At 37.6% G+C, this 16,527-nt stretch carries 13 protein-coding genes; 1 reads left to right on the top strand and 12 read right to left on the bottom strand.

Going from position 1 to position 16,527, the window contains the following annotated elements:
• Nucleotides 1-42 precede the first annotated feature (42 nt).
• Nucleotides 43-1,239 (bottom strand): MrcB family domain-containing protein, encoded by a 1,197-nt coding sequence (locus tag AB1L08_RS18225; RefSeq protein ID WP_413066071.1) that lies wholly within the window; start codon nt 1,237-1,239, stop codon nt 43-45.
• A 171-nt stretch (nt 1,240-1,410) separates the two neighbouring features.
• Between AB1L08_RS18225 and AB1L08_RS18220 the strand changes: the two genes are divergently transcribed.
• Nucleotides 1,411-2,859 carry an ApeA N-terminal domain 1-containing protein gene (locus AB1L08_RS18220; protein ID WP_413066070.1) on the top strand — a complete coding sequence of 483 codons (1,449 nt, stop codon included), beginning with the start codon at nt 1,411-1,413 and terminating at the stop codon, nt 2,857-2,859.
• A gap of 516 nt (nt 2,860-3,375) precedes the next feature.
• Here AB1L08_RS18220 and AB1L08_RS18215 read toward each other — a convergent pair.
• From AB1L08_RS18215 to AB1L08_RS18165, 11 genes are all read right to left on the bottom strand, one after another.
• Nucleotides 3,376-4,005: a type II toxin-antitoxin system PemK/MazF family toxin gene (locus AB1L08_RS18215; protein ID WP_413066069.1), complete on the bottom strand. Its 630-nt coding sequence runs from the start codon at nt 4,003-4,005 to the stop codon at nt 3,376-3,378.
• Between the two features lie 105 nt (nt 4,006-4,110).
• A complete protein-coding gene (locus tag AB1L08_RS18210) occupies nt 4,111-4,836 on the bottom strand; it encodes a M48 family metallopeptidase (RefSeq protein ID WP_413066068.1) in 726 nt (241 codons plus the stop codon).
• 13 nt (nt 4,837-4,849) lie between these two features.
• Nucleotides 4,850-7,957: a type I restriction endonuclease subunit R gene (locus AB1L08_RS18205; protein ID WP_413066067.1), complete on the bottom strand. Its 3,108-nt coding sequence runs from the start codon at nt 7,955-7,957 to the stop codon at nt 4,850-4,852.
• Nucleotides 7,958-8,000: 43 nt separating this feature from the next.
• Nucleotides 8,001-9,266 carry a restriction endonuclease subunit S gene (locus AB1L08_RS18200; protein ID WP_413066066.1) on the bottom strand — a complete coding sequence of 422 codons (1,266 nt, stop codon included), beginning with the start codon at nt 9,264-9,266 and terminating at the stop codon, nt 8,001-8,003.
• A gap of 130 nt (nt 9,267-9,396) precedes the next feature.
• On the bottom strand, nt 9,397-10,245 hold the full coding sequence (gene dinD / locus AB1L08_RS18195) for a DNA damage-inducible protein D (protein WP_413066065.1): 849 nt from the start codon (nt 10,243-10,245) through the stop codon (nt 9,397-9,399).
• 24 nt (nt 10,246-10,269) lie between these two features.
• Nucleotides 10,270-11,799, bottom strand: coding sequence for a type I restriction-modification system subunit M (locus AB1L08_RS18190; protein WP_413066064.1), 1,530 nt, complete (start codon nt 11,797-11,799; stop codon nt 10,270-10,272).
• On the bottom strand, nt 11,800-12,393 hold the full coding sequence (locus AB1L08_RS18185) for a restriction endonuclease subunit S domain-containing protein (RefSeq protein WP_413066063.1): 594 nt from the start codon (nt 12,391-12,393) through the stop codon (nt 11,800-11,802). It lies immediately after the preceding gene.
• Nucleotides 12,394-12,690: 297 nt separating this feature from the next.
• The gene (locus AB1L08_RS18180; RefSeq protein ID WP_413066062.1) at nt 12,691-12,894 is read right to left on the bottom strand and encodes a hypothetical protein; all 204 of its coding nucleotides are present in this window, start codon (nt 12,892-12,894) and stop codon (nt 12,691-12,693) included.
• Nucleotides 12,895-13,075: 181 nt separating this feature from the next.
• Nucleotides 13,076-15,373, bottom strand: a complete 2,298-nt coding sequence (locus tag AB1L08_RS18175; protein WP_413066061.1) for a TOTE conflict system archaeo-eukaryotic primase domain-containing protein — start codon at nt 15,371-15,373, stop codon at nt 13,076-13,078.
• 120 nt (nt 15,374-15,493) lie between these two features.
• Nucleotides 15,494-15,793, bottom strand: a complete 300-nt coding sequence (locus AB1L08_RS18170; RefSeq protein ID WP_413066060.1) for a helix-turn-helix domain-containing protein — start codon at nt 15,791-15,793, stop codon at nt 15,494-15,496.
• A 95-nt stretch (nt 15,794-15,888) separates the two neighbouring features.
• Nucleotides 15,889-16,206, bottom strand: a complete 318-nt coding sequence (locus AB1L08_RS18165; RefSeq protein ID WP_413066059.1) for a hypothetical protein — start codon at nt 16,204-16,206, stop codon at nt 15,889-15,891.
• Nucleotides 16,207-16,527 lie beyond the last annotated feature (321 nt).

Below are 16,527 nucleotides of genomic sequence, written 5' to 3'. Positions count from 1 at the left end.
TATCTCCCCCTCCACGTAACGACAAAATTAATTCCTAAAATACTAGATTTTACCGCCATTAAATATTAGCCCAGACACCTTCGGACTGAAAGGATAAGTCGTTTCATCCATGTTCACTGTGCCAATGATGTAAACATTATTCCACAGCAGCAGTCCCCCTTCTTCCGGGTGATCCACAACAGGATCCGAAACATACTCGCCAATCTCCTTCCTCCTGCTCTCCATCACACTTAATAAATCGCTGAAATAATATTCCACACGGGCCAAATTCATCTCATCCAACAAGACAAAATAGGACTTATTCCAATTCTCGGGCTTATTGGCTTCCATTAAGACTTCTGTAAGAGGCCCCGGCTGAAAATCGCCTTTAATATCCACATAACCGATTAAATCCGACCCATCACTCCAATCCGGACGGACGGGAATCATCTTAAATTGACCATTGTCCACCGTAGCCCCAACACTCTCCGCAAACAACCTGACAATCTGCGTTTTACCCGTTCCGGAAATCCCGGACAGGATAACGAAAGGCTTTGTTTTTAAAGACAGATACAGGTTTTTAATGTTTTCATCCGTAAAATAAAAGCCTTTGTTGGTGATGTAGGAGTGGATGTGGGAAACGATGTCAATATTGTCAAATTCCTCCGGCTTTCTAGCATTTTCATTATCCACTGTATCAAGCCCAATCAGATGAATATATTCCTCATAATATTCAATCATCTGATTTAAATCATCTATTAATTGCCCCTCCGACGGAAAATCATCTTTTGAATATCGAACATACGCAGCCACTGATTGGACATACTCTTTTGCTTTTGAACTTGAGCCAAGAGTAAAGTCATTATCCTTCCGAAAGTGTTCCCCCATATCGACCCGCGACCGAATGTCTTCATTCCTTCTTTCCATTTCTTCTCTAGAAGTCTCAGTGACTCCCTGGGCAAAGGTTAGATATAGATGTTGCATGTCTTCACTAAATAAATACACGATGTAAAATCCTCTTTGGGTGGAAGTTGTAATTTTAGGGTTCATAATTGCTAACCATGGGATAACAGCCCAATTGCCCTGGCCAATGGAACCTTTAATCTCGTACTCTTCACTGCTAGAAATCTTTTGTTTTAACAATGCAGGCAGTTCATGTCTGAAAAGAGTGCCCATTGAGTAGGCTTTAAATACCTCGCGCCTAGCGTTAATGTAGGTGTTCATAATGCCTGAAAAAGTTGTTCTTATACTTTCTGACATAAGTGTTCCAACCTTTACCATGATTTGTTACTATAATCATAACCCAACTCTGGCAGAATAGTTACAAAACTGGTTAGGAAGGATTACCAATGCCGGTACATAATATACCTTGTACGAAATCGCATTTAGATCGTTCTTGTTGCCTACAAATAAGGAAAGAAGGTGATTTTCTTGGCAGGAAATAAAGCTGATAAAAAATCCTTGTTCGATGAATTTCAAATTAAAGGCTATTGGTGGTTACCAAAAATGGAAGAAAAAGTCCCAGGGATATTATTTTATACAAAAGATGAAACTAAACTTGAATTGTTTGGTACTTTTAAATTTCAGTCTAGTATAAAAATCGAGACATTTGAAAAAAACAAAGAAATAGTCCTTGGAATATCTGATTATGGTGAACAGTTTACATTGCTGGATGTTTCGAACACTAGCTTCAAGATGTCCTCTGGGTTTAACACTGAAACATATTCAATCTCTTCCTTTATAGTAGGTGGGTTATTTAATAGTTTGAATGAAATGTTTTTTCACTCTCTCGCTTTTTATCCAACTTATTTTAGTAAATGGACTGCTAGGCCACAATATAACTTTATTGAAGAGGAACAAGGAAAAATAAAAGGAATCCGATTTAATAAATTGGAAAGATTTTCTGAATACGTAAAATCGATTAACGCTACAATTGAAGAAAATTATGTAACTAACTTAATTTGTGATGTCTACGATAGCATGGGTTATACTTATAAAGGTGGATTCAAGATTACTCCAGATGAAAGGAAAGACATTGAATGGTTCCGCAGTGTAATGTTTAAAGTTAGGGACTTATATACATTATTTATTGGACATCCAACCTATTTTGAATACATTAATTTCTACGGAGATATAGAATCACAAGGTAATAATTCGACAAGAAGGAAGAAATATTTATTTTTTATGAACGAAAAAAATGCCAAAGTTAAAGAAAAGTTTCATTCGTTTGATGTTATTCTTGGCTACCGTGACATTGAATCTGATTTAAATAAAATTTTTAATTTATGGTTCGAAAAAGAAAATTTATTGAAAACAGTTGTTGATTTGTACTTAACTGATTTTTACAGCGATGTATATTTAGAGACAAGGTTCCTAAATGCAGTACAATCTTTAGAAATATATCATAGGAAGGCTTTTAATGGAAAATACCATGATGATTCAGAATATGAAGCTTATGCTAAAAAAATTTTAGATTTTGGGGAAAAAGAGCTTCCCAATGAAATTTATCTAAGATTAGAAGGAATGCTAAAACATGGAAATGAATATTCATTGAGTAAAAGACTTCGAGAACTAATTAACCAGAATTTATTACCTGAATCGAAGACCTACTTGTTTGGAAACAGTGATAATAGAGGTACGTTTGTCCAACAATTAGTTGATACAAGAAACTTTCTTACGCACTATGATGAAAGCGATAAAAAGAATATCTTAAATTATGACGAAATATTTTATGCAATATATAGGTTAAAAGCGTTAATCACTTTAATCTTATTTAAAGAAATCGGCTTGAATGAAATACTTATTTTAAGCAAGATTAAAGAAAGCAAAAAGTTTAGAAGTATTCTTCCTGAAGCAAAAGAAATCTTAAATAGTAAGTGAATTTGGAATTATTACGAGTAGAAAGTCTCCAGTACTCTGATAAGCGGCTAGAAGGGCAAGGCGCTGCTTTTCCTGCTTTATTTCGAAGTTTAAAATGTTGTCAAAATTAATAACGAAATGCCGCAGAGGCACAGCGAAAAACCGTTTCTCACGGCATTTCATTTGGGTCAAAATCTAGCGCGTTAAATCTTTAATACGGCATATGGGTTGGATGTTTGCTTGCTTGTTTTTTCAAGTTGTGAAAAAATCCTAACGTTTAATTTGAAGCTGAGAAAAGAGAGCCTTAAATAAGGCCCCCTTCCTCTGATGATGAACATTATCCTCTTGGTGACACATCACCAAGCACCATCTGTTACATATTATGATTCAAGTTCCAGGAAAATAACCGGAATAAATAAAAAGAGAAGATAAAAATCTCCTCTCTGTTCTGAAAAAAACCTTTTCCTCTTATCCTAAAAAGGATAAGTGCTATCTGTAACTTTATTAAAACACACCTTGGAAAAAAGGTCAACAATATTACTTGTTTTTCAATGATTTAATTACAGTCAGAATTTCTCTGTCCTTATTAACTCCAAGTTCCTGTTTTATTTCATTTAAAACTTGATTCAATCCACGTGCGTATCTTTCCTTTTGCTGAAATTTTTTCTGTTCATGGATTAAATGGCCATAAGTACCTACAGATTTCATTATTGCTATATCCACTTTTTTCAGCTCGGAGTTTTTTAATTTATCAATGCAGTTCCCGATTAATCTTGCCTTATGCACCACCTTAATTTGGCCTAAATCTATTGTCCCTGTAACATTTGGATTTTGAGCTCTATTTATTGGTACAGCTACTGGCAGTTTAATTGTTGCATTCGTAATTGGTGCCACTATCGTAGTTGGAGCATTGTCATTTCCTTTTTGGTTTTGAATAATAACGACAGGTCTCTTTTTACTTTCTTCATTCCCTATATTTTCACCTAAATAACACCAATAGATTTCCCCTCTGTATATTACTTTATTATTGTATCGTGGGGCATTTGTCTGAATTCTAAATTTTCTGATAGTCCAATCCAATAATTTCACCGTTTTATCCGGATCCAATTGATATAATCTATTTGCCATTCTTTCAATTAAGGCTACCATTCTTTTTATGACCGACATATTCCCACCTCTTTATTTCCAATAGATCACAAAGAATTTTGTTAACATAATCAGAAAGGAAGTTCCCTTCTTTTTACTTAAGAAACTTCCTTTCATTTTGAAGTCTCACAAGTCTTTTGCAACTTCTTCATCCAATATCGCTTTTCTCTTTTTCCAATCCGGCATCAATGCATAGAGCATTTGGTAGAAGTTTTCACTGTGATCGTTGTATTTAAAGTGAATAAGCTCGTGAAGGACGACGTAGTCGATACAATATTTCGGTGCCTTGATTAATTTTGTATTCAGATGGATCGTGTTTTTATCTGGCAAAGCAGAGCCCCAGCGAGCTTTCATCAGCCGCATCTCAACGTCCGGCTTCTCTACTCCGTACTTTTGGACCAATGGATACATTTTTATAAGCGATTCATTGAAAGTCTTTTGGGCTTTTTCACGATACCAATCCTCGATCAATTTTGCTTTTCTATTTCGATTATCTGTATCGTTTACGTACAAATAAATGAATCCTCGAAAGTATTTCACTGTTTCTTCTTCCGAAGCCTTCTGTACTCGCAAACGGTATTGCTTGCCCAAATACTTAAATGTTTCGCCGCTTACATATTCGCGTTCACTTTGTTTTAAAGGCTGGACGTCTTTAAATTGCCCGACGTTTTTGAGAATCCAGGAGCCTTTTGATTTTACAAAATCGGAAATAAAGTCGATCGGTACTTTGTCGTTTGCAGTGACTTCGATGGTCATGTCAGGTTTGACATGGAGGTTTACATTTTTCACTTTCTTCCGTATGACAACGAAATCAATGACTTGATTGGCATACTCAATTTGATGTTTTTCCATGCTGCTCCCTGCCTTAGTAACGTCTTAGAGCAACCGTTTTAATTTGCTCAATGATTTTATCAATGATATCAATGTCAATATTTAAATTGTACTTTTCTTTATAGTCAAAAAGAAGATCATCCAACTCTTGAGCAATTCGATTGTGAACCTCTACATTGTCATGCCAATCAACTTTCTGATGTTCCTGTATGATTCCATCCATTTTCAGTGCCAAATCACCCAGCGTATTCGTGTCATAACTGGCAGCCGTTTTTTTCGTTTCACTCAATATGTCCCTAGTCACACCATAAAAGGCTTGTGCATTTCGATTCTCTTTAATCACGTGAGGATACTGTTCGGTTGATTGACCGTTCTGATAGTCCTTCATAATATCCTTCATACGGTTCAAATATTCCGCTTCAGAAATCCGTTTGTCTCGATATTCTTGAATCGCTTCCTGAATTCGTTCTGAAAATTTTTTGTAGTAAGATGGATTTTCATCCCACTTTGCATGGACACTTTTTGTTAAACGAGTCCGAATGGCATCAGCTTTTGCTCGTTTGGAACCAAGCCGTTCGATTTCCTCTTCAAAAGCTTTTGCATTTAAAATATCAACTGGATTTGTAATACGAATGATATCCTCTGCAGCAATGTAATTATCCATCAACTTCTGCATCTTTGCTTCATATTCTTTATGGTCAATCGTATCCGAGTACCGTAGCTTTACGCTTTTCCGTAAATCTTGGAAAAACTTAAAATCCTTTTTGTATTTTTGTAGTTCTTCTGGCGGTAAGGCTTGATAAATTCTCTCCGACTCTAATGCAATTCCAAGGTTTCTTCCAAAATTACTTAAAACGCTATAAAATCCTTCTCTACGTTCTTCATCCTCTAACCATACTTCATACTCTTCTCTATCATTCTTGTTCTTGATTGGTGAAAAGATTTGCAGTAAATCGGAATAGTATTGTCTTAACGATCCAATAATGCTAATGACATCATAAATCGCCCCTTTTAAATCCTCCGGATCAAAGTTTTCCAACCCTGCCCCAGAATACATTTGCATCGCTTCATCCAATTTTTCTAGTAGGCCGCGATAATCAATGATTAATCCATAATCCTTACCTTCATAAAGTCGGTTGACACGAGCAATCGCTTGAAGGAGTGTGTGTTCTTTCATCGGCTTGTCAACATAAAATACCGTTGCACGGGGAGCATCAAAACCTGTCAGCAACTTATCAACGACGATTAATAAATCTAGTTCATCCCCATTGACAAATTCATCTTTGATGGCATCTTCGTATTTCTCAGGCGTTCCATAACGGTTCATCATCCGTTTCCAAAACGCAAGAATTTTATCTTTTGACTCCTCATCAACGTCCGCATGTCCTTCTCGTTCGTCAGGCGGAGAAATAACGACCGCACAGTTTACATCGCCCAATTCTTCGAAAGCCTCTAGGTAACGAATTGCTTCAATTTTACTGTTTGTTGCAAGCATCGCTTTAAATTGGCACCCTTGTGTTTTGTAGTTTTCAAAAAAATGTTTGTTAATATCCTCCGCAATGATATAAATCCGTTGCTCTGAGGAAGCGAGTTTTTCATACTTACTCCATCTTTGTTTTACTTCCTCTTTTTGCTTGTCGTTCAGATATCTTGTAATCATTTCCAGGCGGCGATCAATCGCCTTTTGGTTTACAGACTGCTCCACCATTTTCCCCTCATATAAAAGTGGCACGATGGCCTTGTCCCGAACCCCATCTGCAATCGTGTATTTATGAATAAGCTTTCCAAACTTGATCATTGTACTTTTTTCTTTCTTCATTAAAGGAGTTCCAGTAAAGCCTAGATAACAAGCATTCGGGAAGACTTTCTTCATTTTAATATGAAGCTCACCATACTGTGTTCGATGCGATTCGTCGACGAGGACAAAAACATCCCTTGATTCGATTGGTTTTTGCTTGTTGGATGCCGTATCGAATTTGTGAACTAATGAAGTGACAATATTAGCATTGTTGTCGTTAATAAGGTCTACCAAATGACCGCCTGAAGTCGCTCGACTTGCCTTCAGCCTTGTATGGCTAAATGTTTTATGGATCTGTTTATCCAACTCTACTCGGTCTGAGACTACAACCACATTTGGATTGTATTCATGCAGCTCCGACAAGATATATCTTGCGAGCATGACCATCGTAAGTGATTTACCGGATCCTTGCGTATGCCAAATCACACCGCTCAGGCGGTTCCCGTTTTCATCCCGTTCTTCAATTGTTTTGATGATTTCTTTAATCGCAAAGTATTGTTGGTAACGGGCTACTTTTTTTACGTCTTTATCAAACAGTGTGAAGTATTTAGTGATTTCTAGCAGCCTCTCAGGATGAAAAAGGGAGATGATATTCTTATCCTGCATGGTTGATAATCTACCCTCTACCGTTTGATTCAACCAGTAATGAAGCCACTCCTCTTTCTCCTCATGCCATACAGACCAAAACTTCTTCGGTGTATTGCAAGTAGCGTATGTTGTTTCATTTTTATTCGTAGCCATTACTAATTGAACAAACTTAAACAAATGAGGGACATAATCTTTCCCTTGATTGCGAATCATTTGACTGATTCCCTGCGTCATGGAAATAGATGCTTTTTTGCACTCAATCACAGCAAATGGAACCCCATTGACAAATAAGACAATATCAGGACGAACCATTCCACGCCCATCCATTCGCTCCACTTCAAACTCTTCGACTACATGGAAAGCATTGTTTTCAATATTGTTCCAGTCAATATATTGAATAGTAAACGACTTTTTTGAACCATCCGGCAAAAATTCTGTATAACTCCGGCCGTTCATGATCGTTTCATAAATCGCTTCATTTGTTTTGAGCAATCCATTGGTTAACGGCTCGTCTAAATCTCGAATCGCCTGCTGGATATTTATATCGCTGAACTTGTGAATTTCCCCTCTATATTCATAGGAATTCAGTTCATTGAGTTTATTCTCTAATACTGTTCTTAACAAAACATCGTGGAGATTTCCACGTAATTGGTTCGCTCTTTCTGATGGTAAATATTCATAACCCAACTTCTGTAACACTTCAATTGCAGGAATTTGACTAATGTATCGTTCATCAAAATTCTTCTCCCTTGGCATGTTCATACCTCCATTTTTAAAAGGGGAAAAGTGAGTGAAGGCATTAAACCCGCACTCGAACCTTTCCAGTTAAAAGTAATTGCATGAGGCCTTTCTTTTGTTCTATTAGAAATTCTACTTGCTTTTGAAGTAATTTTATCTCTCTAGCGGAATCACTCAAGATAGTAGCAATTGATTTCTGTTCCTCTATAGAAGGTAAGGAAACTTCAATTTTCATAACTTCATTTTTGGATATATTAAAACGTGTTGACCCTTGAGCTAAACTGAATATCCTACTCCTAAAGTCATTACCTCTAAAAAGAAATTGAGCAAACTTTGGAAGTAATATATTGAAATCATTCAGACGGTATCCAAAACAAAAGCTATTGAGGTAAAGCTCATCAATTTGGTCTAATAAGACGGAACTCATTCCCACTTCATCAGGGGTCTCAGAAGATGTCGTAAAAAATATGTCTCCGTATTTTACAATGTTTTGTTTTTCATGATTGTCAACTCTGACGTACTCTAACCTGGATATATCAATTTTTGAATCATCGAATATTGTCTTATAAGGTATATAATGCTTCCCTTTACCAAAGTCATCTGCACTTTTTCCTGACAATCCATTATAAGTCTTTCCTATTTGTCCTAATCGAACTGTCTTCCATTCCCCTTCAAATCCAGGCAACCTCACTTCACCAGTCAACAACTTCCGCATTAACCCTTTTTTCTGCTCTTTTTTCTGCTCAATCAGTTTTTCCTTTAGTTCAATTACCTTGTCCCATGTTAAAAGAATATCTGAAATTTTCATCTGTTCTTCAACGTTTCGAGGAATTACAACTTCTAATTCACCAAATTCTTTTTGCCCTAATGTTTTATTTCGTCCTGCTCCACCAGGGGAGGCCAAATTTAATAAGTATTTTCCTCTTGGGGATTTAAAAAGGTAGGTGATATAATCCAAATCCAACATATTTTTCTTTGGTTTATACATTGGAAACCTATGAGATGCAATAAATCCTAATTCATTCTTAGTTGTCTTTGCAACAGCCATCTCCCATGCAAACACAATATTAACTATAAAACAATCAGGCTCCACCCAAAAAACAGCCTTATTTCCTAACTGCTTTCCACTAACTGTTTCTTTATAAAATATCCCTTTACCATGAGAACGTATCCCGATTTCCTTGTATTCTTCGTTCGACTGAACATCAACTGGATTTCTAACTCTTATTAAAACATCTTTTATCTTTCTAACTTCCCAATCACTAGGGAATATGCCATTCTTAGTTTTCATATAACCATTCGGAACTTCTGTATTAATAATTTCCACAGTCACCTATATCACCTGCAATCCCAGCTCTTTCATTACTTTTTCGCCTGCTCTTCAAATTCTTCAACTCTTCTTTTTTAGGGATTTTCTTTATTATGCCTTTTCATCACTCTTTATTTATTTCCAATCCCTATTTACTTACTGCACCCTTATCCGACAACTTTTTCTGTTCCATTTTTTCAATTTGCTTTATGCTTTTCTCAGGTGTTGGGAGGTCTTCCGGCATTGTTCCACCAAGCTCTTGAATCGTTTGCCTTACTTTAGCTCCTACTTCAAAATGGGTTCGATTGGCATTTCCTTTACCTTGAACATTATCACGTCTTAGTTTTTCATCTGTTTGCGTTGCTCGGAATAGATTTGCAGCAAGTTCTGTACTACCCATACGGTCGAGGATTTGCTGATTCTTTTTTAATCCCTTACGCTGATGAATTTCCTTTGCACCTAATCCACCATATAACCCTTTATATCCATGATTTTGAAAAATAGCATAATCTAAGCTAGTTTCTACACCTGCATTTTTTGCAGCTTCTGCTAAAGATTTATTATGTTCTCTTAACTCCTTGCGTATAGCCAGTCTCTTCCTATCCTCATCTAATGTCTCGAACTGCTCCTGTAATTCTTGTTTTCGGGTTTGAACAGCAAAATAGGTCTGTCCTAATGCTACGATCTCTTTTTTAGGATCAGCATTTTGAACAATAAGATAACAGGCATAACGTGATAGCTCATAATCGTCTATCTTTCTTTTTGCACCTGAGCCAAGTTCGACCATTTTGCTGACTTCAGCAAAATGGTCTGATACCAACTGCTCACTGTTTTTGCATGCTTCCTTGGCTTTTTCAATTACCTTTATGAAATTACGCCATTGCTCATAATTTAATATTTTTTGGAGATCTCTTGCATACCAAAAGTCCTGCCCAAATTCATTTACTTGGCGAAATTGTTCAAAAGCATGTTCACTATACTTTTCTATTTCCCCCATTAGTTTTCTCCTCTCTCCTCGAATTTACAATCCCAACTCTTTCAAGTACTTTTCCATTTGCGCTTCGACTTCTTCCAGTTCCATTTTGATGTTTGCAATATTTTCTTTCACCGCTTCCATATCAACTGGTTCTTCTTCTTCAAATGTATCAACATAACGGGGAATGTTAAGGTTATAGTCATTTTCTTTGATTTCGTCTACTGTAGCGACATAGGAATATTTATCGATGGCTTCTCTTTTCTCATACGTTTCAACGATTTTTTCAATGTCTTGCTCCCGGAGTTTGTTTTGGTTTTTCCCTTTCTCATAACGCCCTTCACCTGATGCGTTAATGAATAGGACATCCTTACGTGTGCGGTCTTTGCGGAATACCATTATACAAGCAGGGATGCCCGTACCGTAGAATAACCCTTCTGGCAGTCCGATAACTGTATCTAAAAGATTCATATCTATAATTTGCTTACGTATTCTGCCTTCGCTTGCTCCCCGGAATAATACGCCGTGTGGGAGGATCGTCGCCATTCTGCCGTTTTCCGCCAGTGAATATAACATGTGTTGGACAAATGCATAGTCTCCTTTGGAGCTTGGCGGAACTCCCCATTCAAATCTACGGAAAGGATCAAGTCCTGGTTCCATTTTAAACTTCTTATCATTTGTACCTTCACCGGCAAACCCCATTGCCCACTTATCTAATGAGAATGGAGGATTTGCAACGATTACTTGGAATTTCATTAGTTTACCATCTTTCAAATGTAATGGATTCGCTAACGTATCGCCCCATTCAATTTTTGCATCATCAATTCCGTGCAAATACATATTCATAAGAGCTAATGAATGAGTAGCTCCATTTCGTTCTTGACCGTAAATAGCAACTTTCTTACTTGGCACTTGTTTCACAACTTTCAACAACAATGAACCAGAACCACAAGTCGGGTCATAAATACGGTCATTTTCTTGCGGCTTCACTAACCGTGCCAATAATTCTGACACCTCAGCTGGCGTGTAAAATTCTCCACCTTTTTTCCCAGCATCAGATGCGAATAATCCAATCATATACTGATACGCGTTACCTACAATATCCCCTTTTCCTAATTGAGATGGTCTCAATGATAATTGCTGAAAATCTTCTAATAAAGAACGCAGCATGGCATTCCGTTCTTTTGCTTTGCCAAGAATCGCTTCACTATTAAAGTCAATGTTACGGAATACACCACGAAGTTTGCCTGTATTCTCGTTTTCAATTCGTTCCAATGCCTTGTTAATGATTTCGCCAATTTCTGGGTCATTTCTTTTACTATACAGATAGTCAAATGTGGATGTTTCATCCAATACAAATCGTTCTCTTGATAAAGCACGTTGTATACGCTGTTCGTCACCATGGTAACGTTTCGTGTATTCTTCAACTTTTTCTTTATATGTATCACTTAAATATTTGATAAATAACATTGTAAGGATGTAATCCTTATATGTAGATGAGTCAATTTTTCCTCTGAACGTGTCTGCGGCCTGCCATAATACGCTGTTAATTTTTTCTTGGGTGATTTGTTCAGCCACTCAATTTTCCTCCTCATGAAAACTTGTTAATAATTGCTTTGTAACTCCTTGAAAGAACAATTCTTTTTCTTTTATTAATTTCTTGTAAAGCATTTTTTCTTTTTGATGTAGTTGATAAAGCTCAACCAATACCTTTTGTTTTGAAATGGACGATTGCAAAATGGGAATATTCCTGATCGTTTGCTGATTTGTACTCGGTATTCTACTCCCCGCTTGCGCTCGTTCCAATTCACTTTTTACAGGCAAAGAGTTGAGATACCATGCTAAGTACTGAGGTAACATTTTTGCCTGATTCACCTTTATGATCGCAAAATATGATGGAACTAATAAGCCACTATGTTCAATATCTATATACACGGCGGTATACGGATGGCTTAACCGCATTAACACATCGCCTTCTGCTGTAAAGTAATGATCATCTAATTGATCATTACTGACAAATTCATCAAAGGAATCGTTTTCAATCATCCCGTCTTCACTTATATTTTTGAGCGACAGAAGTTTGTATGTAGCCCTTGCATCATAATCCATTTCCGCCTTTTTCCTACTTAGTACCAATCCCGTTTTTATTTGGGCAATCTCACCAAGTTGCATGTTACACCTCCTTTTCAAAAGTTAAATATTCCATTTAACACACATATGTCAAATATAGTATATGACTTTTAATTGGTAAAGTCAATCTTTATTTGAAGAAACTAACAAAAATAGCAAAGGTACGGCAATGTCAAAAAGATTTTTATCTAATACATTGACTAGCGAACACGCCGATCGTACTGGCGAGCGGCTTCTGCTGAAACAGCCCTCTTTTTACGCCGCACAAAAAAGACAACCACGACCGGGCTGTCTTTTAGCGTAATCTATTTGAATTTGCTCAATCCATTAATCATTCACTTATTTCTTGCAAAACCGAGCCAATATTTTAGCTTCCGTAGGATCTTTAGGACGAACCCTTCCACGCTTTAAGTTTTGCCTTCGAATATCCAATGTTACCTGTCTTATCACATCTTGATATCTGTTTGTATTTCTGGCAACCCTTGTCTCAATTTCTTTTAAGGTAATAGCGGTCATATCCTTATCACCTTTATTTTTGCTCATATCATATACCCCTTTTTTGGAAGTATAAGTCTAGTTTAACGTATTATATTCTCAAGTCATCATTGTTACAAAAATTATCCGAATTCAATATTAGCTGCATCTTAAAACCTACGCCCGGAGCCCCGAATTATCAAAACCACAAACCCATTACGCGATGACGCACCTCCTTCAGGAACCGCCTTCAAAACAATCTCATCTGCTCATTCACTTGCTTTCCATTCTCCGCAATATATCCCATTCGTTTATATCCTTCAAGCCGCTTTTGGGCCATGGATTTTAAAACAGGCACTTGATCATCAACATAATCATAGACTCGTACTTCTTCCTTGCCATCAAAATTACGGTGAAGCCGCCCGACATACTGTTGAAGGGTGCCTTTCCAGGAAATAGGCATTGTCAAAAACAACGTATCAAGCCGTGCATCGTCAAAGCCTTCTCCAATATATTTTCCTGTTGCAATCAACAATCGTTCCTCATCCATTGGAATTTCAGATAACCTTTGCAATTCTTTCCGCAAATCCTTTTTCTTTATATTTCCGGATAAGACAATGATGTTTTTCGCAAAGCCTCTGAACTTCTGCTCTAAAATCCGAAGATGCTCCAGCCGTTCTGTTAAAATAAGGGGAGACCGCCCCTCCTCCAAGGATTGTAAGACATCTTCAAAAATATTTTGGTTCCTTGCCTCATCCTTCAATAGCTCTTGATAAATTTCATGGAACTCTGTTTTTTCCGTTTGAAAATCAGTTTCTCTCACCACTAAACGATGGATGAATGGGCGGACCAGGGACTGTGTCCTTGCGTCTACAGTATATCGAATAGGACCACACTGCATCGTAATAATCGGATGCAATCCGTCTTTTCGAATGGGCGTAGCTGTCAATCCAACAACATACCTTGCCCGAATTTGCTTTAACACTTTTTCAAAAGTAAAAGCCGATATCACATGGCACTCATCCACAATAATTTGTCCATATTGAGTGATGAACGATTTTAATTCTCCTCCAAAATTTATGCTCTGTAAGGTAGCTACGTCTATTTTGCCAGTTATTTTATTTTTACCTCCGCCGATTTGCCCAATGTCAGCCGGCGGGATATTCAAGAATGCCGCGATTTGTTCTACCCATTGCTTCATAAGCTGCGTGCGGTGAACAATAATCAATGTGTTGACCTTTCGCTCAGCAATTAGGGCAGTTGCGACAACCGTTTTTCCAAAACCTGTAGTAGCAGAAAGAGTTCCTGTATTGTTCTCTAAAAGTACGTTCACCACTTCAGCTTGTTGTGAGGATAAAACTCCCTGGAACTCAGCTACAATCGGTTCACCTTCATATGTATGGTCCATCACGTCAACTTCTATCGATCGTTCTTTCAGGCTATCCAGCAATTGTTCTAAACAGCCACGCGGTAAAATGAGTTGATTTTCATTTTCTGAAGCACAATGGATGTTTCTTGGAATCTTATGGGTTGAAAGCCTTTTTGCTTGGGCTTTATAAAACTCGGGATTTTTAAAGGAAGCAATGTCTGCCAACTCTGATAGCATTGAAGAGGAAAGGCTGGCCTTCTTTATATGAATTCCGTTTTTTAAATGAATGACGATTTTTTGTGGCAATGGAACACCTTGACTTATCACTGCCTCTTCCTCGCTGCAAGCTTGAATAACCTCCAGAACTTCCTGTTTATTCAGCCTGTGGACCGAAGACAGGTACATCCATTGATCTGGATACGGAACAAAACTTTCATTGACAAATACACTGTTTCCTTTTTGCCTTGCTTTCTTTTGCAAGGGCAGTGCAATCAGATTTCCGATTCCCCCTTGCCGTAAATGATTTTGATTAGGAAACATACGGTCAAAGGACTCCAGGCCAAACTCATAATAAAGTGATTTTGTCTTCTTAATTAAGTTGATTCCCAGGTTTCTGGCGATAGAAGAAGGAATCGCAGAGGAAAAAAAGATCCAAACATGCCCCCCATTCCCAGACCGGGACCTTTCAATATGGCTGGGAACATTGAATTTTTTACATGTTTCTATAAAAACAATAACATCCCTCTTCCATTGCTTCTTGTCAAAATCAATGGCTAAAAACCAGCACGTTTCATCAGGCAGCAACGGATATATGCCGATTGTCTTTTTGCCGCTTAAGTGCTCATATAGATCCTGTTCTGTTAAATGCAGGAATCGGCGATTTTGGCATTGGCTGCAACGTATCTGCGGCTTTAGGCAGAGCGGCTTTTGCCATTCATTCGCACAGGCAGGGGTATAACCGCTCCGCCCATCTGCTGATTCCCAACGTATGGCATAAACATCCATCCGACCTTTAAATAAATCTTTGAAAAGTCGGATCTTCTCATCTTCCGCAGATTGATTCGTAATGATTCTCTCAGTATTGACCATACCTTGAATGTGCATCATCTTCGTCAGGACTTGTTTCAAATATTGATTTTCTCTTCGCAATTGATTATATTCTTTAAGTAAATCTCTCATTTTTATCCCTCAACTATACACTGTTTGCGACAGGAGACTCCTTGAAACTCCGTAGCCCGAAGAAAAAAGGCTCTCCGGACTTCCTTTAAACACTGCTTCGGGTGGTGAATAACAATGCCTTCAAAGCTGAACATATAAATTCTTGCTGTCCCGATCATCTGCTGTACCATCGATTACAAAAGCTGTATTTAGAGTTTTTAACAAACCCATTAATGTGCCGACTCTTGGGCTTGTCAAGCCTGCTTCAATTCCGCCTATTGTTGATTTTGGAACTCCAGATATTTCTGTAAGGGTCTGCTGGGACATTCCCTGCTTTTTGCGTTCTGATTTTATTTGAGCAGTAATTTTCCCCTCACTCTGCAACCTTTTCACATGATCTTTGTCTCGGAGATCTGCATACTTTTTTAGAAAATCACTCAAATGAGCGCCTCCTTATTTATTGCTTTGTTAATATAAAAAGCGGATCCTTTAAGCAATACTCGTTATTTGACTCTGCCGGTACAATGTCATCTCTTTTAATCATCCATTATTTTGATTATTAAAATAGAAAAGCATGATACCTTACAATCATTGTGAATGGCATATAGTATACGATGATTGCCTGTTTTTCCGCCTTGGATACCCCATCTATAGAAATTTTCATCATTGGTATTCTCAGTAATGTGCTTAATCGATGGAGGCGTTTCATCATCGTATGTCCTTTTCTCTTCAGGCTCTTCCGGATAAGGATCAATGCTGATAACCGTTAGCTGTCGTACATACACGTCCGCTATTTTACCACCAGGGCCAGCTTTCCCTTTATCAGTTCCTGCTCGGCATAATAAAGCATGCACTCCTCAAACCTAAGGACGTTTTGCCTTTATGATAGCATTTATGCTATCAATATTGCTATTATTCCTGTTATCAACCATTTAGGTATCACTCTCCGAGGAATTAGAACAAGAGGTGGTTTTTTCTTGTCAAACTAGACACGGAGGATTGTTTTCAGCCCATGTGGGCACAAACAAAACCCCTGGCAATTTAATAGGATGAGTTCTCCGGTCTCTGATCCAGCATGATTTTTCTTCTAACTGTCTCTTCTCTACCCTGAAAATATAACTAACGAACTGCTAAAAAAAGCAATACTAAGCTAACCGGCTATACCCTAATTTCCA

Origin of the sequence: Siminovitchia jepli (genome assembly GCF_047228825.1) — a bacterium.
Lineage (GTDB): Bacteria > Bacillota > Bacilli > Bacillales > Bacillaceae_C > Siminovitchia.
Note: the sequence above shows the minus strand (reverse complement) of the source record. Positions and strands in the feature narration are given on the sequence as shown.